We start from the raw sequence: 24646 nt of genomic DNA, 5'->3' as shown, positions 1-24646 counted from the left end.
CTCCGCCTGCCCGCCGCGCAGTATTGTCCGAGGTTAGCCGTGAAGGGTACTCGCGGGTAGCGAGACTTCGATTCTTGGCGATGCAATGACAGCCTTGGCCACCTGGCGTCAGGGCGGGTGTCCGGTTGTCGCGGACCACCGTCGAATCGGTGGCGCGGACCTGACCCGGCCGGCGGCCAACACCGGACAAGGGACCATGTCCCGGGTCGGCGCGAGCTGGCAGGCTGCAACGGGTGGCGCGACGTGCGTCGCTGTCGAGGGGGGAAGGCACTTCACCAGCTGATGTCCGAACACCAGTCGCTGCTACCTCTCCTTCAGGTGATAACCGGCCCGACTCCGGGGGCCAGCTACCGGCTGTCCCCCGGGGAACGGGTGATCGGTCGGGACGCCGGCCTGGACATCACCATCGACGACATCAAGGTCAGCCGGTGCCACGCGGTGCTAACCGCCGGTGGCGGCCGTACGGTGCTGACCGACCAGGAGTCGACGAACGGCACCTGGGTCAACGACCTGCGTATCCGGCAGCCGACCGAGCTGCGCGACGGGGACCGGATCCGGATCGGTGGCGTGGAACTGCGGTTCTACGACCCGGCCTCGGCGCTCACCGACCCGGTCGGCACCCGGATCCCCCGACCGGCCACGGCGGCGCTGCCCGGCGCACCGGTGCGCCCGACCACCGGGCCGGGTTCGCCGCTGCACACCGCGCTCGGCGAGCCCACCCAGCCGATGCGCCCCCGACGCCGGCCCAGCACGTTGCTGATGGCCGGGCTGGCGGGGATCTTCCTGGTCGGCTGGTTGACCTGGCTGGTCGTGGTGCTCTCCTGAGCGGCGGCGCGGCGGCTCGTGGCAGACTCGCCATGCATCGGGGCCGACGCAGGTGACGGACGGAGACCAGATGGCGCGCGAGTTCAACACCGTGGGAGTGGTGGGGCTCGGCACGATGGGTGCCGGGATTGTCGAGGTCTTCGCCCGCAACGGCGTCGACGTGGTCGCCGTCGAGGTGGACGGGGCGGCGCTGGACAAGGGCCGGGTCAACCTGACGGCGTCCACCGACCGGGCCGTCGCCCGCGGCAAACTCGATCCGGCCGACCGGGACGCACTGCACGCCCGGGTGACCTTCGCGGTCGGACTCGACGCACTCCGCGACGTCGACCTTGCCGTCGAGGCGGTCCCGGAGCGGCTCGATCTCAAGCGACGCCTGCTGGCCGAGCTCGATCGGGTGTGCCCACCGGGGGCCGTCCTGGCGACCAACACCTCGTCGTTGAGCGTCACCGAGATCGCTGTCGCCACCGAACGTCCCGGCCAGGTGATCGGGCTGCACTTCTTCAACCCGGCACCGGTGATGCGGTTGGTCGAGGTGATCAGCACCGTGGTGACCGCGCCGGAGGTGGCCCGCGACGTCCAGTCGCTCTGCGCCCGGCTCGGCAAGGTCGGGGTGAGCGTCACCGACCGCGCCGGCTTCATCGCCAACGCGCTGTTGTTCGGGTACCTCAACCAGGCGGTCGGGATGTACGAGGCCGGGTACGCCAGCCGGGAGGACATCGACGCGGCCATGCAGCAGGGCCACGGCCTGCCGATGGGCCCGTTGACGCTGCTCGACCTGATCGGCCTGGACACCGCCTACCAGGTGCTGGAGACGATGTACCAGCGTGGTGGCCACGACCGCCGGCACGCGGCCGCGCCGCTGCTGCGGCAGATGGTCACCGCCGGGCTGCTCGGCCGCAAGTCCGGCCGGGGGTTCTACACCTACCAGGCACCGGGCTCGTCGCGGCTCGCCCCGGACGACCTCAGCCCGGTGGCCGGCGCTGAGGCCGCTGAGCCGGCACCCCGTACGGTCGGGGTGGTCGGGTCGGGCAGCGCCGCGACCGACGTCGCGGACGTCCTCACCGCCGCCGGAGTCGACGTCGTCGCGGTGGCCGACCCCGGTGGCGTCCCGGCGGCCGACCACCACCACCAGGCCGTGCGTGACCTGGCCGCCGTCGACCTGGTGGTGGTGGTCGGCCCGTCGACGGCACCGGTGATCGACGTGGCGATGGCCACCGGCCGGCCGGCCGACGTGGTCGGACTGCACTTCGTTGGCGGTACGGCGGCGCGGGCCCGCCTGGTCGAGGTGGTGCGTACCGTCCGGACCTCGCCGAGCGCGGTGCGGGCCGCGCACCAACTCTGCGCGGCACTCGGTAGGACCGCGGTGACCTGCGGCGACCGCGCCGGCTTCATCGCCGACGCGTTGCTGGTGCCGTACCTCAACGACGCGGTCCGGATGCTGGAGAGCAACTATTCGACGGCGGACGACATCGACGCGGCGATGAAACTCGGCTGTGGCTATCCCGCCGGGCCGTTCGAGCTGCTCGACACCGTCGGCCTGGACGTGGCGCTGGCCGTCCAGACCGCCATCCACCGGGAGCTGCCCGAGCCCGGGCTGGCACCCGCCCCGCTGCTGCGCAACCTGGTGACCGCCGGTCGGCTCGGCCGGCGCACCGGGGGCGGTTTCCGCGACCACGCCGGCTGAGCAGGGCGCCACAGCGGCGACGTACCCTTGCGATCATGAGTCCGCGCCGCAACCGTCCGACCCGCCGGTCCGCCGGTCGCGCCGGCCACGGCGATTCCGGCCAGCCCGAGCCGGTCGACCCGGAGCGGGTGCGCCGGGGCGTCGCCGCCGTGCAGTCGTTCAGCGACGGCGACTGGATGGTGCGGTCGGTGCCCGGTCCGGCGGCGACCAAGACGTACCGTTGCCCGGGGTGTCTGCAGGAGATCCGGCCGGGTGTGCCGCACGTGGTCGCCTGGCCGGCGGACGGCCGGGGCGACCTGACCGACCGGCGGCACTGGCACTCCGGCTGCTGGCGGGCCCGCGAGCAGCGGCGGCCGGCGGTCGAGCGATCCCGCTCCGCGCCCCGCTACGGCTGATCCCCGACGGTCCGGCGGGTCAGGGCAGTGCGAGACTGGCCGGGTGAGCGAGCCGATCCGGTCCATGTCGATCCTGCCCGCCGAGCGCCGCGACATCGAGCTGCACACCGCCGACGGGCTTACCCTCGTCGGTGAGTTGGCGTTACCAGCCGATCGTCCGCCGGTCGCCACGCTGGTCTGCCTGCATCCGCTGCCCACCCACGGCGGAATGATGGACAGCCACGTGTTCCGCAAGGCCGCCTGGCGGCTGCCGGCGCTGGCCGACGTGGCCGTGCTCCGGTTCAACACCCGGGGCACCAGCAGCGAGCGCGGCACCAGCGGCGGCAGCTTCGACTCGGCCGAGGGGGAGCGGTTCGACGTCGCGGCGGCGATCGAGTACGCCGAGTTCGCCGAGCTGCCCAGGATCTGGCTGCTCGGCTGGTCGTTCGGCACCGACCTGGCACTGCGCTACGGCTGCGACCCGGTGGTCGAGGGAGCGATCCTGCTGTCGCCGCCGCTGCGCTTCGCTACCGACGCCGACCTGGCCACCTGGTCGGCGTCCGGCAAACCACTCACCGCGCTGGTCCCGGAGCTGGACGATTACCTGCGGCCGGACGAGGCGACCCGGCGGTTCGCCGTGGTCGGGCACGTGGAGGTGGTCGGGGTCGATGGTGCCCGCCATCTCTGGGTCGGCCAGGTGGAGCGGGTGCTCGACGAGGTGGTCCGTCGGGTCGCGCCGCAGGTCACGGTGCCGCTGCCGACCAGCTGGGACGGCCCGATGGAGTACGGCGACGCCAATGCGTACGCCGACCGTACGGTGGCGGCGTTCGCCGACGTCCCGGTCGCCGGGCCGCCGCAGCGGCAGGCCGACGAAGGGTGACCGCACGGGTATGCCCACGAACGACGTGACCGTGGGATGCGATGTCCGGGGCGGTCAGCCGGCCGGTTCGAGCCGTTCGGTGGTCGGCCGATCCTCCTCGACCGGTGGGTAACCGGCCGCCCAGTCGCGGCGGGAACGCCAGACCTCGATCCAGTCGACGCCCCGGGACCGATCCCGGCCGAGCAGCGTCTTGCCCACCGCCCGTAGACCGACCCCGGCGACCAGCAGCCGGACGCCGGTCCAGGCCCGCAGCGGCGACCAGTGCCGTCGGACGTAGGTGGCCTTGCCGCGCAGGATCCGGATCCGTTGCCCCTCGGAGCTGGACGAGGCGCCGACCAGGTGCACCACCTGAGCGGTCGGGGTCAGCACCGGGCGGGCGCCCAGCGCCCTGGCCCGGGTGCTGAGGTCGATGTCCTCGCTGTAGAGGAAGTACTGCGGGTCGAAGCCGCCAAGTCGGCCGAACAGGTCCCGCTCGATGAGCAGCATGCAGCCGGACAGCGCGGGCACCTCGCGTACCGATTTGCGGTCGTAACCGGGCAGCGCCTCCGGATCCGCCCAGGCTCGGCCGCGGAATGCCGTCGACAGCCCGCTGGCGAAGCCGAAGATGCTCCATACCGTGGGCACGCCCCAGCAGGAGTAGTTGTCGTCGGTGCCGTCGGGGTGCAGTGTGCGCCCGGTGTACAGGCCGTGACCGGGATGCTGGTCGGCGAAGGTGACCAGTTCGGTGACCGGATGGCCGACCGGAACCGTGTCCGGGTTGAGACAGAGCAGGTAGCGCCCGGTGCTGACCGCCGCCCCACGGTTGATGCCTCGGCCGAAACCGACGTTTTCCGTCAGCCGTACCAGGCGGACCTGCGGGAACCGGTCGGCGATGGTGTCGGCGGAACCGTCGGTGGAGGCGTTGTCGACCACCACCACCTCCGCTGTGACGTCCGGGGTCAGGCTCGCGTACAGCTCGGTCAGGCAGCGCACGATCAGCTGGCTCGTGTTGTACGAGACGATGACGACCGAGACGTCGGGGCGGCTCACGGGCGGTTCCCGGAGCCGACCGGGTCGGGACGGTTGGCGTCCCGGTTGTCCTGGCTGTCCTGACTGCCCCGGGGGGCCGGGATGTGCCGGGTCGGCGGGAGCGCCGGCACGCTGCCGGTGTTCGTCGCCTGGTCACCGCGCCGCCACCGGGTTCGGACGCTGCCGCCGAGCAACTGCAGCGCGAACGGTACGTCGTGCAGCAGGTAGCGGCGGGTGAGCCGCTGTGGCTCGCGGAGCAGCCGGTGCATCCACTCCAACCCGGTGCGCTGCATCCACCGGGGGGCCCGACGGTGTACCCCGGCGACGAAACCGATCGCCGCTCCGCAACCCATGAACCAGGTGTTCGGCAGCATCGGCCGGAGCCGGGCGATGAGCCGTTCCTGTTTGGGGAAGCCGAGCCCGACGAAGATCAGGTCCGGTCGGGCGGCGGCCACCTCGGCGCAGATCTGGCTGAGTTGCTCCTCGGACCGGTCGAACCCGAACGGCGGGCTGAGCTGGCCGGCGATGGTGAGCTGGGGAAACTCGCGGCGGAGTACGGCGGCGGCCTGCACCGCTGTGCCTGGCTCGCCACCGAGCAGGTAGACCGACCGGCGCTGCTCGCCGAGCGCCCGGGACAAGCTCCAGATCAGGTCGGACCCGGGGACCCGGGCCGGCAGTGGGTCACCGCTGATCCGGCTGGCCCAGATTAGTGGCGCACCGTCCGCGACTACCAGAGTTGATGACTCTATGTGTCTGTGGCACTCCTCTTCGCGGTTGGCGCGGCGCAGGATGTCCACATTCGGGGTGATGATCTGGCCGCCGGTTCCGGCGTCCAGTGCGGCGACGACGTGGCGGATGACGTCTTCTTCCCGAACGGGATCAAAAGCGACATTGCTCAGAGTGATCCGATGCCTATTTGCGGTAACGGGGTACTGGTCACGAGGCACAAGCTGCACCGTACTCGGCGTAGTGGTCCACCGGATGGGCCAATCGGTGTCAGCTAGGCGATAGTGAGGTTGCCCATTCGACTGGTTGTCGCATCGTCCGTGAATGGAAGCATCGTGGTTGTGCAGATTACCGTCATCATGCCGGCCTTCAACGAGGAAGAAGGGATCGGCCCGGTCTTGCGTGCAATGACCGAATCGCCGTCCTTCGGGCCGGACGTCGAGATCATCGTGGCCGCCAACGGCTGCACCGACCGGACGGCGGCGGTCGCCCGGTCCTGCGGCGCCCGGGTGCTGGAGATCGCCACGCCGTCGAAAATCGCCGCGCTCAACGCCGCCGACGAGATTGCCGGGGGAGACGTCCGGATCTACCTGGATGCGGACATCGCGGTATCGGTGGAACTTCTACGCGCGCTCGCCGCCGTGATCGCCGAACCCGGCGTGGAGGCGGCGGCGCCGCGACCGGTGATCGACACCTCGGCGAGTACCTGGCCGGTGCGGGCCTACTACGCGATCAATGCGCGGTTGCCGGTATTCAGCGGCCGCCTCTTCGGTCGTGGGCTGATCGCAATCTCCGCCGCTGCGCGGGCGCGATTCACCAATTTTCCGGACATTATCGCCGACGACATGTTTCTCGACGCAGTGGTCAGAGCCGACGAAAAGCGGGACGTTGACCTGCCCGTACGGGTGGTGGCACCACGGCGTACGGGTGAGTTGGTCCGACGAGTGGCCAGGTCCCGGGCCGGTAACGCAGAGTTCTGGGAGTTTGTCCGGACGGATCCGCGGGGCGCCGAGTTGGCACTCGATCCGGTGCCCGGTTCCCGTCCGTGGTCCTGGTTGCGGAGGGTCGTACTCACGGCGCCACACCTTGTTCCGGCCGCGTTCTGTTATGTGGCGATCACCGTTGCGGCAGAGTTAAGGCGGCGTTCTCCTGGTTGGAGCGTGCGCTCCGGTTGGGGACGGACCACTGCCGGTGTGCCGACCGGTGGTCCCGCTGATCCACATTCCGCGGTCGACGCCTCCGGAGCCGGCCCGAGCGGCCGGTAAACGATCTCGATCTGTCGATGTTCGAGGTGAGCGGATTTCATCATTCACGTTCGCTGCGGGTGAGCTCAGGGTCGTGCCGGCTTGCCATAAGAGAGCATTAAGTTCCTTGGGAAGGTTCGTGGCCTGGGTTAACGTCAGCCTCGGTCCCGATGGGGCGGCGTAGCGCGCTGCGATCGGTCGGGACGGGGAGTGCCTGGGGGAGATCCACCGAACGTAGTACCGACAACGGACCATGTCCCGAGAGGTGTACATCTCGTGGTAAGCAAGGATTCTTTCGAGCCGGACGGGGGGCGGGACGAGCCGTTCCCGGGGTCGTCCACGGGTAGTTCGTCCGGTTTGCCCGGATCGCCGCGCGCCCGGCGGGCCGGTCGCCCGTCGCCGCGTCCCACCGCCGCGGCCGGACCGGACGCGGCCGGCCGGCACGCTAGCGCGGCCGGGTCGGGTCGCGGCCGGCGGCGGATGCTGCGGCGCCCCACCGGTCGTCGCGGCCGGCTGGTGATGATCGGCGCGGTGGTCGTCAGCTTCCTCGCCACCGCGACGGTGGTCACCGCCTCGGTTGCCGGGGAGCAGGTCGACGGCTTCACCCTGTTCGCCGAGACGGACGTGTCACGGGTGCCGGTCGACCCGGACACCCGGCCGGTGGAACTCGGCGTGCGCTTCACCGCCGACCGCGACGGGGTGGTCACCGCGGTGCGTTTCCTCAAGGCCAAGGGTGACCGCAGTCGACACCGGGTCAACCTGTGGAACGCGGACGGCGAGCGGCTGGCGACCGCCGTACCGAAGCGGGAATCCCGCTCCGGGTGGCAGCACGTCGTGCTGCCCGAGCCGGTCGAGGTCGAGGCGGGCGAGGTGTACATCGCCTCGTACCACACCAGCCGGTACCGGGCCACCCAGCGTTACTTCGAACGACCGGTGTCCGCCGGTCCGCTGCGGGCCGACGGCACCGCCGGCGTCTACGCCTACGGATCGGGTGGTTTCCCCCGCCAGACCTGGAAGGCCAGCAACTACTGGGTCGATCTCGCCTTCGAGCCGACCGGGTCGCAGCAGCCGGAACCGTCGCCGTCGCCGACTGCCTCCGCTGAGCCGTCGCCGTCGCTGTCGCCGTCGGCCAGCCCGACCGCCACCCCGTCGGCCACCCCGTCGGCCTCGCCGACCGGCGGTACGCCGGCCGTGCTCGACCTGCCCCGGGTGCCGTGGGAAGGCGGCCCCGCGTACTACGCGAACTTCCCGCAGGCCCGTGCCTCCGGCTGGACCGACCCGTCGTTCTTCCCGATCGGCGTCTGGTACGAGGGTGTCTACACCCAGCAGGACATCGACCGGGACAAGGCGGCCGGCCTCAACACCTACGTCATGCTGACCGATCAGTCGGATGTCGCGCTGATCAGGCGCAACGGCATGTACGCCTTTATCCCGCAGCCGTTCAGTGACCGGGGCAACGAGAGCGTCGGCTGGGTGATCGGTGACGAAGCGGATATGTGGGGCGGGCCGGGCAACGGCACGTGGACCGGAAACTACCCCGGCCAGGGCCCGATCTGTACGTCAAGTCGGGACGGCTGCGGGCTGGACGTGATGAAGAAGGAGTCGGGCACCGTTCCGTCCGGTGACCGTGGGTTGCGCTACGCCAACTACGGCAAGGGCGTGATGTTCTGGCAGTCGGACTCCGACGCCGGCAAGTTCGTCAACGGCTTCAGCTCGGTCGTCTCCAACGACATCTACTGGTACACCGACCCGCACGTCTGCACCGCCCCGGCAGAGGGCCCGACGTACGGCGTGAACAAGGACAACTGCCGGCGGGCGGCCAACTACGGGCTGACCATGCAGCGGATGCGTGAACTCGACGCGATGGACGGCAAGCGGCAGCCGGTGTGGGCCTTCGTCGAGGTGGGGCACCCGTTCACCGAGGACTGGGCGCCGACCATCACCGGTGAGCAGATCACCGGTGCGGTGATGAACTCGCTGATCAACGAGGCGCGGGGCATCCAGTACTTCAACCACAACTTCGGCGGGTCGTGCATCTCCCAGCACGTGCTGCGGGAGCGGTGCGGTGACGCGGTCCGGCCGGCCGTTGCCGAGGTGAACAAGCGCATCGCCAGCCTGGCGCCGGTGCTGAACACCCAGTCGTACGAGTGGGAGTTCAACAACGGGCTGGACACGATGCTCAAGGCCCACGACGGCTCGTTCTACGTCTTCGCGATGCTCGGCAAGGACACCCCGACCGGCGGCCACTCGCTGGCGCTGCCGCCCGGCGTGACTGGTGACACCGCCGAGGTGCTGTTCGAGAACCGCTCGGTGCCGATCAGCGGTGGTGCGATCCGGGACACCTTCGCGAAGGAACACACGTACCACATCTACAAGATCACGCCGTAAGGCTCGATCCGACGGGCCGGGTGGACGCTGCAGGGCGTCCACCCGGCCCATTGGTCGGTCCCCCTGACGGCCGAGTCTGTGCTGTCGTGTTGGCGACTCTCGGCGTGGCTCGGTCGTTCGGTGCGGCGTTACAGGACATATGTCCGGGATGGGGCGGCGGTCGGAGGCTTGCGGAGGCGCCGCGCCCGGCCGGACACTGAACCCGGCGGAGGGCTCGACGTGCCACGCCGTACCTTCATGCTTCTCGGCTGGCCATACGATGGAAGACGAGCGCCCCGACCTCGCCACCCAATGGAAGGACAGCAGTGGACTTTTGGGATCTCACCAAACTGCTGTTCCGGCGCTGGTACGTCGCGACGCCGCTGCTGCTCATCTCGGTAGCGGCTGCCGGATGGACCCGGATGAGCGTCGAACCGGACTATATCGCGACATCCTATGTTCAATTGATCCCGCCCACCGCCGCCAACACAGCCCCGGATGAGGATGCCCCGGTTACGCCCCGTAACCCCTGGTTGGAGCTGGGGCTGGGATCGCTGAGCCGGGCCGCTGCCCTCACCGTGCAGGACCAGGCCGTGCTCAAGCAACTGGACGCCGCCGGCCTCAGCGAGAACGTCGCGATCACCCTCGACAACCAGCAGCCGATCATGACGATCGAGGTGGTCGGCGAGTCCGAGGACCAGGCCACCGAGACGACCGAGGAGGTCGTCCGCCGGTTGGAGGCGAGCGTGGTCGGGCTGCAGGCCGACTACGGCGCGAGCGAGGAGAGCTTCATCACCGCTCGCCGTCTCGACCGGGGCGACAACATCCAGGAGGCCAACTCCAAGGTCAACCGGGCGATGATCGCGGTCGCCGGGGTCGGCGTCCTGCTCAGCGCGGCGCTCACCATCGGGATCGACGGTCTGCTGCGGCGCCGCCGGCCGCGACCTGCGGCCGGTGTGCCGATCGCCGCTGGCACCGATGAGACGATCGCCATCCCACCGATGGCCGGGCGGGTCGATCAGACCCGGTCGGTGTCGCGCCCGCAACCGGTCCCGCACCAGAGGGCGAGCGATCGCGACGGCGCGAGCAAGCCCGGCGGTGTCTACAGCTCCGGCAACGCCTCGCAGGGGCGTCAGGAAAGCTCCGGCAACGCCTCGCAGGGGCGTCAGGAAGGCCGGCGGGAGAACCGTCCGGAGGAGCGTCAGGGTGCCGGGTCTTCGCCAGGCGAGGCGCCGGTGGCTGGTAGCGGACTGGCCGGCGGTCAGGTACTGGTCGGCAACGGTTCGTTGACCTTCCGCGCGGTCGACGACCGGGCCGACGGGGCAGGCGAGGAGCGCACCGGATCGAAGCCGGCCACGCCGCAGCCCGGCACGCCGCAGTCGGCCCCCCACCAGCCGCCCGCGTCGTCGGCCAACGACGAGACCGCGGTGATTCGCGCGGTCCGTGACGACGCGACGATAATCCTGCCCAAGGCCGGAGCCGGCCGTGAGCAGTGGACGCCGCCTGAGACGTCCAAGAACGGCAGCCAGGCGCGATGACCGAGGCCAGGACCCGGTGATGTCATCCGGGGTGCACCCGGCAGACCTCGAACCAGCGTGGATCGCCGAGCGCACTTACATCACCCGGCGCCGGCTGACCAGGATCGACGCGCCAGTCATGTTGTCGCTCATGGTCTGCCTGCTGACCCTGATCCCATCGCACCTGATTCTGCCCGGAATGACCGACCTGGGGCGTCCTGCGCTGGTTGTGGCAATTCTGATGTGGTTCTGGTGGATGACCGCCCGGCTCAACTCCCGGTTGGTGCTCACCGGCCCGCAGCCGCTGCGGTGGGCGATCCTGGCTTTCCTGTTGTCGATGCTGCTGTCGTACGCCATCGGGTTCCTCCGTGGTCTGACGGTGATGGAAGCGAACTCGGCGGACCGCTGGATGCTGACTGCGGCGGCGATCTCCGGGGTGATCCTGTTGACCGCCGACGGCATGCCCAACTGGGACCGTCTTGACGGCGTACTGCGGGTGTTTGTCTACTGCTGTGCCTTCGTCGCCGTGGTCGGGCTGATTCAGGCGTTCTTGTACTTTGATCTGACCCAGTACATGCGGGTGCCCGGTTTGCAGATGAAAGGGTGGATCGTCGGCCTGGAGATCCGTGGCGGCGGTGTACGGGTGCCCAGCACAACCTTCCACTACATCGAGTTCAGTCTGTTGATGGCGATGGCGCTGCCGTTCGCGATCCACTTTGCGCGCTTCTCGGCCACTTCCCGGCAGCGGCAGATGTTCGCATTTCTGGCATTGCTCATCGCGGCGGCGATCCCGGCGACGATGTCCCGGACCGGATTCGTGGCGTTGGCGATCGTGTTGCTCGTCCTGATGCCCACCTGGGCGTGGCGGATGCGCTACAACATGATGGCGCTGGGTCTGGTCATGTTCGCCGGAATGGCGGTGGCGAAGCCGTCACTCGTCACCACGATCACCAACATGTTCCTTGGGGCGAGCACGGACCCGAGCATCACCTCGCGGACCGAGCGGTACGAGATGGTCGGGTACTACTTCGCGCAGCGACCGTGGCTCGGCCGGGGGACCGGGACCTGGGTCTCGCCGCAGTACCAGTACCTCGACAACCAGTGGCTCGCCTTCGCGCTCACCAACGGCGTGATCGGGGTCGTGGTCCTCGTCGCGCTGCACGTCACCGCGATCGTCGTCGCGCTGCTCGCCCGGCGCCGGTCGACGTCGGAGCGTGACCGGCACCTCTGTTCCATCCTCGTCGCGGTGCAGCTGGTGGCGATCGCGGCAGGCTTCACCTTCGATTCACTGAGCTTCAGCACCTACGCCACGGCGATGTCACTCATGGTGGGTATGTGTGGTGCGGTGTGGCGACTCAGCCACCCGGCGCTCAAGGTGCGCACGTCGACCCCTCGGTGGTTCGGTTCGTAGCGCCGGCACCGGAGCCCGCGCCCGGGCCGGATCAACCGCCGCCGGTCGTCGATCCGGCATCTCAAAGATCGTCTATCGATTAACTGTGTGAGTGCAGATCATTACGCATTGCCTGGGGCCAGTTGTCCGAATGGGCGATGGGCGGGCTGTCCGGGTCGCGCCGAGGGTCAGATACATGCCCGGTTGTGAGCTTGACTCACGCTGGTAGCGTCGGCGCTGCGTAGCTGGGGGAGGCACGCGGTATCGCGTCGGGCTGGCTCCTGAAGGGACATTCGGTGAGGGCGGGCGTATTTAAGTTTTTTGATCGTGGCAGTCGGCACTTCGTCGCCGTCGCGACCGCCATCGTCATGATGGCGACCCTGATGATCGCGATGCCAGCGGCATCCGCGTCCACTGATCCGTGCGCGCCTCCGGTCAACGTGATTGCCTGTGAGAACAGCAAGTCGGGAACGCCGAGTTCGGTGTGGGACATTTCCGGGGTCGGCGATCCCACGATCCAGGGCTTTGCGACCTCGATAAGCGTGAATGTAGGGGAACAGATCGGCTTCAAGGTGCGCACCGAGGCGTCCGCGTACACGATCAAGGTCTACCGGCTCGGCTGGTACGGCGGCGACGGCGCACGGGAGTGGGCCACGCTGACCCCGAGCCTGCCGTTGGCGGCCAACACCGACGCGGACTGCGTGCGCGCCACCGACTCCCAGATTTTCGACTGCGGCACCTGGCAGGTCGGCGCTACCTGGAACGTGCCGGCCGACGCCGTCTCCGGGGTCTACATCGCCCGACTCATTCGCTCGGACACCGGCGGTGACAGCCACATCCCCTTCATCGTGCGAGATGACACCAGCACCTCGCAGTTGGTGTTCCAGACCTCGGACACCACCTGGCAGGCGTACAACCGCTACGGCGGAGCGGACTTCTACTGGGGCGAAGGTCCGGCGTACCGCGCCTACAAGCTGAGCTACAACCGGCCGTTCGCCACCCGCGGCGCTCAGCAGGGGCGCGACTTTCTCTTCGCCAACGAGTATCCGATGATCCGCTTCCTGGAGCGCAACGGGTACGACGTCAGCTACGTCAGTGGGCTCGACGCGGACGTGCGCGGTGAACTGCTGCTCAACCACGAGGTGTATGTCTCCGTCGGGCACGACGAGTACTGGTCCCCGCAGCAGCGGGCCAATGTCGAGGCGGCCCGCGACGCCGGAGTGCACCTGGCGTTCTTCACCGGCAACGAGGTCTACTGGAAGGTCCGCTGGGAGGACAGCGTCGACGGTGACGGTACGCCGTACCGCACCCTGGTCTGCTACAAGGAGACCTGGGACAACGCGCGGATCGACCCGTCAGACGAGTGGACCGGCGTGTGGCGTGACCCACGCTTCCCGACCGGAGAGGTGCGCGAGCCGGAGAACGCCCTGGTCGGCAACCTCTACATGGCCAACAACACCGACCTGGCCATGCAGGTCCCCGCCGAGCAGGGCCGGCTACGGTTCTGGCGACACACCGGCGTGGCCGAGCTGGCTCCGGGCCAGACCGCCACCCTGGCGCCACACACCGTCGGCTACGAGTCCAACGAGGACCTGGACAACGGCTTCCGACCGGCCGGCACCTTCCGGCTCTCCACCACCACCGGTCATACCCCCGAGTACCTGGTCGGCTACGGCCCGGAGAACAAGCCGGGGGAGACCACCCACCACATGACCATGTACCGGGCACCGAGCGGTGCGCTGGTCTTCGGGGCCGGCACCATCCAGTGGGCGTGGGGGCTCGACGCCTACCATGACGGTGGCTCGGGCGCGCCCGCCGATGACGCGATCCAGCAGGCCACGGTCAACCTCTTCGCCGACATGGGTGCGGGGCCGACCACCCCGATGAGCGGCATCGTGGTGACCAGCCAGTCCGCCGACGCGCTGGCACCCACCGTGACGATCACCGGACCGACCGACGGCAGCTCCGTGGCCCACGGCGCGCCGGTGACGGTCACCGGCACCGCGTCCGACGCCGGCGGCGGGCTGGTCGCCGGCGTCGAGATCTCCACCGACGGCGGCGACACCTGGCACCCGGCCACCACCGGTACGCATTCCTGGACCTACGAGTTCCTGCCCACCGACACCGCCGCACACGTGGTGCTGGCGCGGGCAGTCGACGACAGCGGCAACCTCGGCGCACCGTCCGATCCGGTCGCCCTGTCGGTCTCCGGACCGTACTCGCTGTTCGGCCAAGCGGTGCCGGACACCCAGGCGTTCGTCGAGACCGACAATGGCAGGCCAGACGGCGAGCCGCTGAGCACTCAGCCGGCGGTCGAGGTCGGGGTGCGGTTCACTCCTCAGATCGACGGTCTGGTCACCGGACTGCGCTTCTACAAGGGCGAGGGCAACGGTGGCGAGCATCGTGGCACGCTCTGGACCAACGGCGGTTCAGTGCTGGCCACCGCGGTGTTCACCGACGAGACCGAGACCGGCTGGCAGCAGGTGAGTCTCCCGACCCCGGTCCCGGTCTCCGCCGGTACCAGCTACGTGGTCTCCTACTTCGCACCGCAAGGGCGGTACGCCAGCGACGGCGGCTACTTCCTGACCGATCACGTCTCGGGACCCCTCCTGGCGCCCGCCACTGCAGGCACGGTGGGCAACGGTGTCTACCGGGAGGACGGACCCGGCTTCCCGAACAACTCGTGGGGTTCGACGAACTACTACGCCGACGTGACCTTCGTGACCGCCGACGACGCACCGCCCACGGTGTCGTCGACGGTGCCGATCGCGGACGCGGCGAACGTTCCGGCGGATGTGACCCCGTCGATCGTGTTCAGCAAGCCGGTCGACGAGACCACCATCGAGTTCACACTGGCCGGCCCGGCCGACGAGCCGGTGGCGGGTGCCGTCAGTTACGACGGTGCGGCCCGTCGGGCCACCTTCACCCCGGTGGTGCCGCTGACCGAGCAGACCGCCTACACCGCGACGGTGACCGCGCGCGACGAGGCCGACGTGCCGATGAACGCGCCGTACTCGTGGTCGTTCACCTCGACCTTCTCCGATCAGGTGGTGACCCTGTTCGAGCCGGACGCGGTTCCGCAGCAGTCCTCGGTCGGGGAGAGCGACCCGGTGGAGGTGGGCGTCAAGTTCACCCCGTCGGTGGACGGTGAGCTGGTCGGGATGCGGTTCTACCGGGGGCCGGGGAACGTGGGTAGTCAGGTCGGCAGGTTGTGGCCGGTCGGTGGTGGTGCGCCGTTGGCGGAGGTGACGTTCCCGGAGGGTGAGGGGACGGGTTGGCAGGTGGCGGCGTTCGCTGAGCCGGTGACGGTGTCGGCGGGTACGACTTATGTCTTGTCGTACTACGCGCCGAACGGCAACTACGCCTACGACCCCGGATTCTTCGACTCCGGCTACAGCCGTGGCCCGCTGACCGCCACCGCGGAGAACAACGGTGTGTTCAACTACACCGCCGGTGGTGGCTTCCCGACCCTGACCTACGGTGCGGCGAACTACTGGATCGACCCGTACTTCCTGCCGACCGGTGACGGTTCGTCCCCGTCTCCCTCCCCGTCGCCGTCCGGTCGGCCGGACGAGAGCGGACCGGCGGTGACCGCGACCGTGCCGACACCCGGTGCCACCGGGGTGGCTGCCGAGACGGTGGCCTCCGCACACTTCGACATCGACATCGACGAGTCGTCGCTGGAGTTCGAGCTGGTCGACGCGGCCTCCGAGCCGGTCGCCGGCACGGTCGCCTACGACGGCGCGACCCGGCTCGCCACGTTCACCCCGTCGACCGCGCTGCGGTCGCTGCACACCTACACCGCATCGGTGCGGGCCAGCAGCGACGGGACGACGATGGCGCAGCCGTACACCTGGTCGTTCACCACGACCTACGGCGACGACGTGGTGACCCTGTTCGAGCCGGACGCGGTTCCGCAGCAGTCCTCGGTCGGGGAGAGCGACCCGGTGGAGGTGGGCGTCAAGTTCACCCCGTCGGTGGACGGTGAGCTGGTCGGGATGCGGTTCTACCGGGGGCCGGGGAACGTGGGTAGTCAGGTCGGCAGGTTGTGGCCGGTCGGTGGTGGTGCGCCGTTGGCGGAGGTGACGTTCCCGGAGGGCGGCGTCACGGGCTGGCAGTCGGCGGCGTTCGCCGAGCCGGTGGCGGTGTCGGCGGGTACGACGTACGTGTTGTCGTACTACGCGCCGAACGGCAACTATGCGTTCGATGGCGGTTTCTTCGGCTCCGGCTACAGCCGTGGCCAGTTGAGCGCCCCGGCGGGGGACAACGGGGTCTACCGGTACGGTTCCGGCGGTGGGTTCCCGACCGGAACGTACAACTCGGCGAACTACTGGGTCGACCCGCTGTACGTACCCGGTGACCCCGACGCCGACCCGACGCCGACCCCCAGCCCGTCACCGGCAGGACCGTCGCCGTCGCCGTCGACCGAGCCAAGTCCGACCGCGGAGCCGACCCCGACCGGGTCGCCGTCGCCGAGCCCCGAACCGACGCCGAGCCCCGATCCGTCGGCGCCGCCGGTCAGCATCTTCGGCCCGGAGGACGTGCCCGCCGCGGTGAACTGGGCCGACGAGGACGCGGTCGAGGTGGGGGTGCGGTTCCGCTCCGACGTCGCCGGTCAGGTCACCGGTGTCCGGTTCTACAAGGGCCCAGCCAACACCGGGACGCATCGCGGGTCGCTCTGGACGGCGGACGGTGTCCGGTTGGCGACGGCGGTGTTCACCGACGAGACGGAATCCGGTTGGCAGACGGTCACCTTCGATCAGCCGGTGCCCATTGTGGCGAACACCACCTATGTGGCCTCATACCACACGTCGGTCGGCCAGTACGCCGTGACCGCCAACCAGTTCGCCGAAGCCGAGCTGGACCGCTCGCCACTGCATGTGCTGGTCGGCGGGGGTGCGTACCACTACGACCCGTACGGCTGGGTGTTCCCCGGCCAGTCGGTCAACCACAACTACTGGGTAGATGTCGTGTTCACGCCTAACTCTTGAGGACAGTCGCGGCGAAGCCGTTGAATCATCGGCAGGGCGGCTTCGCCGCGATTGAAAGGGACACTAGGTGCGTATCCTCACTTGCCTGCACACGATGGAGATCGGCGGGAGCCAGATCAACGCCATCGAGATCGCGGCGACAGTGGCCGGGCTCGGGCACGAGGTGATCATCTACGGCCCGGACGGCGAGCTGCGGAGCATGGTCGACGAGTGGGGCCTGGAGTTCGTCCAGGCACCACCGAAGGGCGAGGCACCGTCACCGCGCAACGTCGCCGCCATCGCCGACGTCGTCCGGCACCGCCGCATCGACCTGGTCCACGCCTACGAGTGGGCACCCAGCCTGGAGGCAGCCTACGGCGCGTACCTGCGCCAAGGGGTGCCGCTCGTGGTGACTGTGCTCTCCATGGAGGTCCCGGCCTGGGTACCCCGGCACCTGCCACTGATCGTCGGCACCGAGCAGATCGCCGCCCAGGAACGCCCACACCGGACCGAGGTGCACGTCATCGAACCGCCTATCGACACCGACGCCAACGCCCCGGTCACCGATCCCGGTCCGGCCCGGCGTGCCCTCGGCATCGCCGCCGACGAGATCGCCGTGGTGTCGGTGTCCCGGTTGGCGGCGGCGCTCAAACTCGAAGGACTGCTCGCCGCGACCCGGGCGATGGTCGGCATCGACCCGGCGCTGCGGATGCGGCTGCTGATCGTCGGCGACGGTGAGGCCCGCGCCGAGATTCAGCAGGCGGCCGACAAGGCCAACGCCGAGCGGGGCGCAGAGGTGGTCACCCTCACCGGCGCGATGCTCGACCCGCACGACGCGTACGCCGCCGCCGACATCGTCATCGGCATGGGGTCGTCGGCGTTGCGGGCGATGGCCTTCGCCAAGCCGGTCGTCGTGCAGGGCGAGCAGGGGTTCTGGCTACCGCTCACCCCGCAGACCCTGCCGGTCTTTCTCGACCAGGGGTTCTATGGTCTCGGCGACGGCACCGACGGCACCGGCCGGGTCGCCGACGCGCTCACCGAACTCGGCACCGCCGACCCACGGCAGCGGGCCGAGCTGGGCGAGTTCGGCCGCCGTACCGTCGTGGAGCGGTTCAGTCTGCAGGCCGCCGGCCGGCGGCAGACGGACATCTACGCCCGCGCCGTGGAGCAACGGCTGAACCTGCCGCGCCGGGCCGGAGCCATGGCCCATCCGACCGCCCATCTGCTCAACTTCAAGGCGAGTCTGGCCCGGCAGCGGTTCGCCGCCGGGCGGACCGCGGCCGGGAGCGGTAGTGACAGCTGACGCAGCCGCACCGGCCCCGCTCGGTGCCAGGGTCAAGCGTGCCCTCGCGTGGAGCACCCTGAACAGCATCGCCCTGCGGATCGGCAGCCTCGGCGTCGGCGTCCTGCTGGCCCGGCTGCTCGCTCCGGAGGAGTTCGGTGTCTTCGCGGTCGCGCTGACCGTGCAGACCATCGTGATGTCCCTGGCCGACCTCGGGATGAGCGCGGACATCATCCGGCACGGGGTGCAGGGCCGAGCCGGCACCGTCACCACCATCTCGTTGCTGACCAGCCTGGGCCTGGCCGGTGCGATGTCGCTGGCCGCCGGGCCGGTGTCGGTGGCCATGGACAGCCCGCAGGCCACCCCGGTGGTGCAGGTGATGTCGTTGACTTTGGTGCTCAGCGGCCTGTCGGTGGTGCCGTACGCGGTCATGCAGCGGGAGTTCCGGCAACGGGCCCAGCTCGGCCTCGACGGTGCCAGCCTGGTGGTGAGCACCACGGTCACGGTCGCTCTGGTGCTGCTTGGGTTCGGCGCGATGTCGCTGGCGATCTCCCGGGTGGTCGCGCAGTCGATGGTCACCGTGCTGCAGTTCGTGCTGACCCGGTCTCGGCCGACGTTCGGGTTCGACTCGGCGGTGGCCCACAGCCTGATCCGGTTCGGCGTGCCGTTGGCCGGCGCCAACGTACTGTCCTGGGTGGTGATGAACGTCGGTCACCTGACCGTCGGCGCCACCGCCGGAACGGTGATGCTCGGCCTCTACACCCTGGCGTTCAACATCTCCACGTGGCCGATGAGCGCCCTCGGGGTGGCGATCCGGGCGGTGGCGCTGCCGGCCTTCGCCACCGTGACCGACCCCCGGCGTAAGGCTGCCGGATTCGTCTCGGCCGCCGCGTTGACCTGGACCGTCGCGCTGCTCGTCGGCGTACTGCTGTCCGGGTTGGCCAGTGTCGTGGTGCCGTTGCTGTACGGTCAACGCTGGTCGATGGCGGCCGACGCGTTGGCCGGTCTGGCCTTCTTCGGGGCGTTCCGGGTGCTGTTCGACCTGGTGGCGACCTACCTCATCGCAGTCGGCGCGAGCCGGGCGTTGTTCGTCGCCCAGGTGGTCTGGCTGGTCGCGCTCTTCCCCGCAGTGATCCTCGGCGTGCGCTGGTACGGCCTGGTCGGTGCCGGGTTCGGGCATGCGCTGGTCTGCGCGCTGATCATCCTGCCGATGTACGCGTTCGCGCTGCGTCGGCACGGCGTCCGACTGCGGGCGTTGGCCGGTGCGCTGGTGCTGCCGCTGGCCGTGGCGGTGCCCGCGGTGGCGCTCGGCCTGCTGATGGTGCGTACCGTGCCGGGCACGCTGTGGCAGTTGCTGGCCGGTGGCGCCGTTATGACCGTGGCGTTCGCCGGGCCGTTGCTGCCCTGGCTGCGGCGCCGACTGCGGGACCTCAAGGCGGCCGGCCAGGTCGCCGACCAGCCGGGCGGCGGCGAGCCAGCCGACCGTGGATCGAGTGACGGCGGCCCGGCCACCGGTCCGCCCCCGCCGGTGCCGCCTGCCCCGACGACGCCGCTCGCCACGGCGGTCCGACCCTGAAAGAGGTGTACGTGTCTCTGCCAGCCCGCCGCGCGCTGCCGCCCCGCACCCGGGTTCCGGCACCGGTCCCGGCCGGTGATCCGGCCCGTACGCCACGGGTGTCGGTGATCATCCCGAGCTACAACTACGGGCGGTTCCTGCCGTCGAGCATCGGCAGTGCGCTCGCCCAGCAGGGCGTCGAGGTCGAGGTGGTCGTCGTGGACGACTGCTCCACCGACGACACCCGGCAGGTGCTGACCACCCTCCGGGCCGACGAACCTCGGCTGGTCGTGGTGCACAACGAGACCAACCACGGGCCCTGCGTGGCGTTCAACGACGGGTTGGCGGTGGCGACAGGGGAGTTCGTCGTCCGACTCGACGCGGACGACCTGCTGACCCCGGGGGCGCTGACCCGCGCGACGCGGCTGTTCGACGAGTTCCCCGAGGTCGGTCTGGTCTACGGCCATCCGGTGCACTTCCACGGGGCGGTGCCGACCGAGTCCCGGTCCGAGGTCACCGGTTGGACGATCTGGTCCGGTGAGGACTGGATCGCACAGCGGTGCCGGTTGGGCGTCAACTGCATCACCACTCCCGAGGCGGTGGTCCGGGCCAGCGTCTACGCCGAGGTCGGCCCGTGGGACAGCCGGATGCGCTACGCCTGCGACATGGAGGCCTGGATGCGGGTGGCGGCGGTTTCCGACGTCGGTCACGTCGACGGTGCCGATCAGGCCTGGCACCGGGAACACGCGGCCAGCGTCAGCGTCACCGCCGCGTCCGGCCGGCGGACCGACCTGATCGAGCGGCGGACCGCCTTCGACGTACTGTTCGACGGTCCCGGCGGCAAGCTGCCCCGGGCCCGGGAGCTGCACGACCTGGCCCGTCGGGCGTTGGCCACCGAGGCTCTCGAATCGGCATGCCACGCCTACGACCGGCGGCTGACCGACCGCGAGCCGGTCGAGTGGTACGTGGAGTTCGCCCGGGAGACGTATCTGGCCGCGGAGCAGTTGCCGCACTGGGCTGGGCTGCAGCGGCGCCGGGCGGTCGGTGCGCGGTTCGCCCCGCTGGTGCCGGGCTTCGCCGCCAGCGTGGTGCAGCGTCGACTGCGCAACGACGCCCGTTACCGCACCTGGATCCGGCACGGCATCTGACGACCGAGCGGGTTGCGGCCCCGGTGACGGGCAGGGGACCGGCGGGGCGGCGGGCCGTGCGGACCGGTCAGCCGGGGGTCAGCAGCGGGTGGTAGAAGGCGGTCAGGTCTTCGCGTAGGCCGGCGACGGTGTAACGGTCCTGCACCGCCGCCGAAGCGGCACCCGCCCGCCTGGCCAGCTCCTCCGGCTGGGTGACCCAGGTGGCGCAGGCCTGCTCGACGGCTCGGGCGAAGGCCAGCAGGTCACCATCGGGCACTGGCGCACAGTGGGCCGGGTCGAAGAACTCGCGGCCGGCCAGGCCGGGGTAGCCGACCACGTACGCGCCGCAGGACATCGCCTCGGCCGGTGGCATACCGAACCCCTCGCGGTCACTGAAGCTCAGGAAAATGGCGCAGTCGCGCATGATCTCCGCGGTCTGTTGCTCGGTGCGTCCGGCGATCCGGGTGACCTCCCAACCGTCCAGCACCCGGCGGGACCGCAGGATGTGCAGCAACTGGTCGCGTTCGTCGGCCCGCCGGTGCCCGACGTACGCGATGTGCCGTCGCCGGGGCCAGCTGCCGAAAGCGAACACGTCGGGGTCGATCACGTTGCGGGTCAGCCGGACCGGGATGTCCGGGAAGGCGTGGCTGAGCAGCTCGACGTTGTCGTGCGAGACGGCCAGCAGCGCGGTCATCCCGGGCAGGTCGGCGTAGGGCGCGCCGGGGCGGGTGTCCGGGTACGGGATGTGGTCGAAGGTGTCGTACGCCCGTTGGTTGAACACCACGAGGCGCGGCCCGCGCGGGATCGTGGTCAGACCGGGTCCGTACCACTCGGGGACGACGAGGATGTCGGTCGGGCCGAGGGTGGCGTTCGCGGCCGCGACGACGGGCGTCTGGTTGGTGAACCAGGTGCAGCGGAACGCCGGGTCCTTGTGCATGACGTACGCCCGGATGCCCATGTCGTTGATCAGGTCGACATGGCGATAGATGACCCGTACCCCGCCGCTGGGCTGTGGGTTGTCCGGCGCGAGGTAGTAGACGGTCGGTGTGCCGGTCCGTACGTCGGTGGTCCGGAAGGTCGGAACCTGCCGCCGGTTGAGCTCTGCCGCGGTAAGGCGGGACCGGACCAGGCCCTTGGCCTGGTCCGCGAGACGGTTGATCACGTGAGAACTCCGTGCAGCGGGGGTCGGGGTACCGGCGTGATCGTACCCGGCCGCTACCACCGCTTCGACTACTGTCGGTTGCCGGACAGGCGGCCACCGAACACGGACTGTAGTGGGCAAAGCGGGCAGTTGTCGACGCCGGCTGTTGCTAGCATCGGATGTTCCGCTCAGGGTGGTTGTCCGACTACTGCTGGTCGGCACCCCCCCTCGGTGCTGGCAGGTACCGTTCGAAAGGTCGTCCATGGTCGTCGCTACCGGACCCCACCGCCCGCGCCGGCGCTGGATCCTGATCGCCAGCGTCGTCGCCGGCGCGCTCGTCGTCGCCGGTACAGCGTGGGCGATCGGTGGCACCGTCCGCGGTCCGGTCGCCGCCGGGATCGCCCCCGGTACGGTCGCCACCGCGGGTGGCGCCGGCGCGACGCTGCGCCCGGTCGACGGCGGCCCGGACTTCTACGACCGCTTCTCCCCATCACTGCCCACCAGTCCCGAGTTCTTTCCGATCGGCGTCTGGCTGGAAAGCGTCACCGACCCCGCCGACACCGCCAAGGACGTCGAGATCGGCCTCAACACCTACGTCGAGCTGACCGGCACCACCAATCTCGACCTGGTCCGGGCCGCCGGGATGCACACGATCACCAGCCCGATCGGCGAACACGGTGACGAGACCGGCGGCTGGCTGATCTCCGACGAGGCCGATATGTGGGCCGGGCCTGGCGACGACCCATGGACCGGCAACTTCCCGGGGCAGGGCGACATCTGCCAACCGTCCGACGGCGAGTGCGGCTACACCGTGCAGCGTGACATCCTCGACCGGCTGCCGGACGACCAGCGGCTGCGGATGGTCAACTACGGCAAGGGCGTAGCGTTCTGGCAGAGCGACGCCGATGCCGCCCGCTTCGTCAACGAGTTCGCCGACGTCGTGTCGGTCGACACCTACTGGTTCACCGACCGTGGCATCTGCGGGCACAGCGAAGGCGGGCGGTTCTTCGACCCCGACCAGCTCACCACCGTCGACGGAGCCGATCGGTTGCCCGCCGAGCTGTGCCACCGGGCCGCGAACTACGGCCGTACCGTCGACCGGGTCCGGTCCCTGGTCTCGCCGCCCGGCAGCCGACCGGTCTGGAGCTTCGTCGAGGTCGGGCGTCCGTTCAACGAGGAGCACTACCCGACGATCGCCCCGGAGCAGGTCGTCGCGGCGGTCTGGAGCAGCATCATCCACGGTGCCCGGGGCATCGTCTACTTCAACCACAGCTTCAGCGGTCCCTGCCAGAGCCAGCATGCCCTGCGGGAACCCTGCTACGCGCCGGTGCGGTCGGCCGTGGCTGGGGTCAACGACCGGATCACCCGGCTCGCGCCGGTGCTCAACGCCCCGTACGCCGACGGGGTGGCCAGCGTCTCCACCGGAGTCGACCTGGCCACCAAGTGGTACGACGGCCACTTCTACCTGCTCGCCAGCTCGGCCGGCGGCAGCGTCGCCGAGGCGACGTTCCAACTGCCGTGCGTCGGTGACGCCCGGATCACCGTGCTCGACGAGGACCGCACCCTGCTCGCCGACGACGGCCAGTTCACCGACTCGTTCATCGACGGCAACGCCGTGCACGTCTACCGGGTCGACGGCGGCTCCAGCTGCGGCGCGTACTGACCGGTCGCTCAGCCGGTGAGCGCGGTGATCGCCGCGCGGCGCAGCTCCAGCGGCGTCCGCGACTTCGCCGAGATCATCACGGCCACGTCGTCCGGGCCGATCCCGGCGACGAAACGGGCCACCGACGACTCGTCGAGCGGCACCTCCTCCCAGTACGCGTGGCACCGGCTGTCGGTGGTGGCGAACCCGGTCGCGGCCTGGCCGCCGAGCACCTCGTCGACGTAGACGCCGTACAGCGTCCACTCGGAGAAGTGCAGCTGTGCCCCGACGACATCGGCCCACCGTCGCCCGGTGACCGACTCGATCCGCTGCAGCAACCCCCGGACGATCACCGGATCCCAGGCAAGCAGGGACGAGACGTAATCCGGGTACGGTGGCGGCTGAGCCGGCAACCCCAGCAACTCGCGGGCCACCTCGTGCCACCGGACATGTCGGGGCAGCCGCTGGTCGACCTCGTCCGGCTGGCGGTAGAACCGTACGACGTCGTCGTGGCGGAAGGTCGCTGCGGAGAACGGCCGGACGAACTCGATGTCCGAGTCGACCAGCACCACGACGTCCGCCGGGATCCGGGCCGCCGCCGACAACTTGATCACCTGCTGCAGGATCCAGCCGCGTAGCGGCGGGAACGGTCGGCGCAGGTTCACCGAGTATTTCGTCCCCGGCAGCGACCGGACCGACGACGGCAGGAACTCGGCCTCGTCGTGCAGCACCGTGCGGTCGCCCCGCAGCGCCCCGAAGCGGGGCAGGTCCGCCCGGGGCACGATGATGTGATGCCGCACCGAGGCGGGGGAGTGGGCCAGCACCGAGCGGTGCAACGCGGCGCACAACTCGAAATCCGGGCCGAAGCTCGGGGTGACCACGGCAAGCTCCGTCAAGATGATCTCCTTCGTCGG

18 protein-coding genes are annotated in these 24646 nt (G+C 69.9%); 13 read left to right on the top strand and 5 right to left on the bottom strand.

Translation table 11 applies throughout. The annotated features are described in order from the left end of the window. The first annotated feature begins 282 nt into the window (after positions 1-282). The 4 genes from ACFHWT_RS04530 (at position 283) to ACFHWT_RS04515 (ending at position 3763) form a co-directional block, all read left to right on the top strand. A complete protein-coding gene (locus ACFHWT_RS04530; protein WP_281551345.1) occupies positions 283-825 on the top strand; it encodes an FHA domain-containing protein in 543 nt (180 codons plus the stop codon). Between the two features lie 70 nt (positions 826-895). Beyond that, positions 896-2509, top strand: coding sequence for a 3-hydroxyacyl-CoA dehydrogenase family protein (locus ACFHWT_RS04525; protein ID WP_281551344.1), 1614 nt, complete (start codon positions 896-898; stop codon positions 2507-2509). 35 nt (positions 2510-2544) lie between these two features. Further along, positions 2545-2904: a hypothetical protein gene (locus tag ACFHWT_RS04520; protein WP_281551343.1), complete on the top strand. Its 360-nt coding sequence runs from the start codon at positions 2545-2547 to the stop codon at positions 2902-2904. Between the two features lie 43 nt (positions 2905-2947). After that, positions 2948-3763: an alpha/beta hydrolase gene (locus ACFHWT_RS04515; protein ID WP_416593302.1), complete on the top strand. Its 816-nt coding sequence runs from the start codon at positions 2948-2950 to the stop codon at positions 3761-3763. 54 nt (positions 3764-3817) lie between these two features. Here ACFHWT_RS04515 and ACFHWT_RS04510 read toward each other — a convergent pair whose 3' ends face one another. Next, positions 3818-4792 carry a glycosyltransferase family 2 protein gene (locus ACFHWT_RS04510; RefSeq protein WP_416593301.1) on the bottom strand — a complete coding sequence of 325 codons (975 nt, stop codon included), beginning with the start codon at positions 4790-4792 and terminating at the stop codon, positions 3818-3820. Beyond that, on the bottom strand, positions 4789-5718 hold the full coding sequence (locus ACFHWT_RS04505) for a WecB/TagA/CpsF family glycosyltransferase (RefSeq protein WP_416593300.1): 930 nt from the start codon (positions 5716-5718) through the stop codon (positions 4789-4791). Before ACFHWT_RS04505 ends, ACFHWT_RS04510 begins: the two co-directional genes overlap by 4 nt. A 114-nt stretch (positions 5719-5832) precedes the next feature. On the opposite strand from ACFHWT_RS04505, the gene ACFHWT_RS04500 reads away from it, so the two are divergent. From ACFHWT_RS04500 to ACFHWT_RS04485, 4 genes are all read left to right on the top strand, one after another. Beyond that, the gene (locus tag ACFHWT_RS04500) at positions 5833-6762 is read left to right on the top strand and encodes a glycosyltransferase (protein WP_416593299.1); all 930 of its coding nucleotides are present in this window, start codon (positions 5833-5835) and stop codon (positions 6760-6762) included. 336 nt (positions 6763-7098) lie between these two features. Then, on the top strand, positions 7099-9129 hold the full coding sequence (locus tag ACFHWT_RS04495) for a DUF4082 domain-containing protein (protein ID WP_416593298.1): 2031 nt from the start codon (positions 7099-7101) through the stop codon (positions 9127-9129). 305 nt (positions 9130-9434) lie between these two features. Then, complete coding sequence (locus tag ACFHWT_RS04490) at positions 9435-10646, top strand: hypothetical protein (protein ID WP_416593297.1); 1212 nt, start codon at positions 9435-9437, stop codon at positions 10644-10646. A 19-nt stretch (positions 10647-10665) separates the two neighbouring features. Further along, complete coding sequence (locus ACFHWT_RS04485) at positions 10666-12036, top strand: O-antigen ligase family protein (protein WP_282232076.1); 1371 nt, start codon at positions 10666-10668, stop codon at positions 12034-12036. 196 nt (positions 12037-12232) lie between these two features. Here ACFHWT_RS04485 and ACFHWT_RS04480 read toward each other — a convergent pair whose 3' ends face one another. After that, positions 12233-12595 carry a hypothetical protein gene (locus ACFHWT_RS04480; RefSeq protein WP_416593296.1) on the bottom strand — a complete coding sequence of 121 codons (363 nt, stop codon included), beginning with the start codon at positions 12593-12595 and terminating at the stop codon, positions 12233-12235. Between ACFHWT_RS04480 and ACFHWT_RS04475 the strand changes: the two genes are divergently transcribed. From ACFHWT_RS04475 to ACFHWT_RS04460, 4 genes are all read left to right on the top strand, one after another. Continuing rightward, positions 12588-17006 carry a DUF4082 domain-containing protein gene (locus ACFHWT_RS04475; protein ID WP_416593295.1) on the top strand — a complete coding sequence of 1473 codons (4419 nt, stop codon included), beginning with the start codon at positions 12588-12590 and terminating at the stop codon, positions 17004-17006. The two genes, ACFHWT_RS04480 and ACFHWT_RS04475, sit on opposite strands and share 8 nt — an antisense overlap. A 67-nt stretch (positions 17007-17073) precedes the next feature. Next, positions 17074-18288 (top strand): glycosyltransferase, encoded by a 1215-nt coding sequence (locus tag ACFHWT_RS04470; protein WP_416593294.1) that lies wholly within the window; start codon positions 17074-17076, stop codon positions 18286-18288. Further along, on the top strand, positions 18278-19843 hold the full coding sequence (locus tag ACFHWT_RS04465) for a lipopolysaccharide biosynthesis protein (protein WP_282232073.1): 1566 nt from the start codon (positions 18278-18280) through the stop codon (positions 19841-19843). Before ACFHWT_RS04470 ends, ACFHWT_RS04465 begins: the two co-directional genes overlap by 11 nt. Before the next feature lie 11 nt (positions 19844-19854). Next, on the top strand, positions 19855-20970 hold the full coding sequence (locus ACFHWT_RS04460) for a glycosyltransferase family 2 protein (RefSeq protein ID WP_416593292.1): 1116 nt from the start codon (positions 19855-19857) through the stop codon (positions 20968-20970). A gap of 67 nt (positions 20971-21037) precedes the next feature. On the opposite strand, the gene ACFHWT_RS04455 is transcribed toward ACFHWT_RS04460, so the two are convergent. Continuing rightward, positions 21038-22111, bottom strand: a complete 1074-nt coding sequence (locus tag ACFHWT_RS04455; RefSeq protein WP_416593291.1) for a glycosyltransferase — start codon at positions 22109-22111, stop codon at positions 21038-21040. A gap of 241 nt (positions 22112-22352) precedes the next feature. On the opposite strand from ACFHWT_RS04455, the gene ACFHWT_RS04450 reads away from it, so the two are divergent. Beyond that, complete coding sequence (locus tag ACFHWT_RS04450) at positions 22353-23753, top strand: hypothetical protein (RefSeq protein ID WP_282232070.1); 1401 nt, start codon at positions 22353-22355, stop codon at positions 23751-23753. Positions 23754-23761: 8 nt separating this feature from the next. Here the strand turns inward: ACFHWT_RS04450 and ACFHWT_RS04445 are convergent, their stop codons facing one another. Further along, entirely contained in the window at positions 23762-24628 is an 867-nt protein-coding gene (locus ACFHWT_RS04445; protein WP_282232069.1) for a DUF6492 family protein, read from the bottom strand. Positions 24629-24646 lie beyond the last annotated feature (18 nt).

The organism is Micromonospora sp. LOL_021 (genome assembly GCF_048060215.1).
Classification (GTDB): domain Bacteria; phylum Actinomycetota; class Actinomycetes; order Mycobacteriales; family Micromonosporaceae; genus Micromonospora_E.
Note: the sequence above shows the minus strand (reverse complement) of the source record. Positions and strands in the feature narration are given on the sequence as shown.

Bases quoted from the DNA above. Each gene is read 5' to 3' on its own strand.
- ACFHWT_RS04530 (WP_281551345.1), top strand. From the start codon at position 283: ATGTCCGAACACCAGTCGCTGCTACCTCTCCTTCAGGTGATAACCGGC.
- ACFHWT_RS04525 (WP_281551344.1), top strand. From the start codon at position 896: ATGGCGCGCGAGTTCAACACCGTGGGAGTGGTGGGGCTCGGCACGATG.
- ACFHWT_RS04520 (WP_281551343.1), top strand. From the start codon at position 2,545: ATGAGTCCGCGCCGCAACCGTCCGACCCGCCGGTCCGCCGGTCGCGCC.
- ACFHWT_RS04485 (WP_282232076.1), top strand. From the start codon at position 10,666: ATGTCATCCGGGGTGCACCCGGCAGACCTCGAACCAGCGTGGATCGCC.
- ACFHWT_RS04450 (WP_282232070.1), top strand. From the start codon at position 22,353: ATGGTCGTCGCTACCGGACCCCACCGCCCGCGCCGGCGCTGGATCCTG.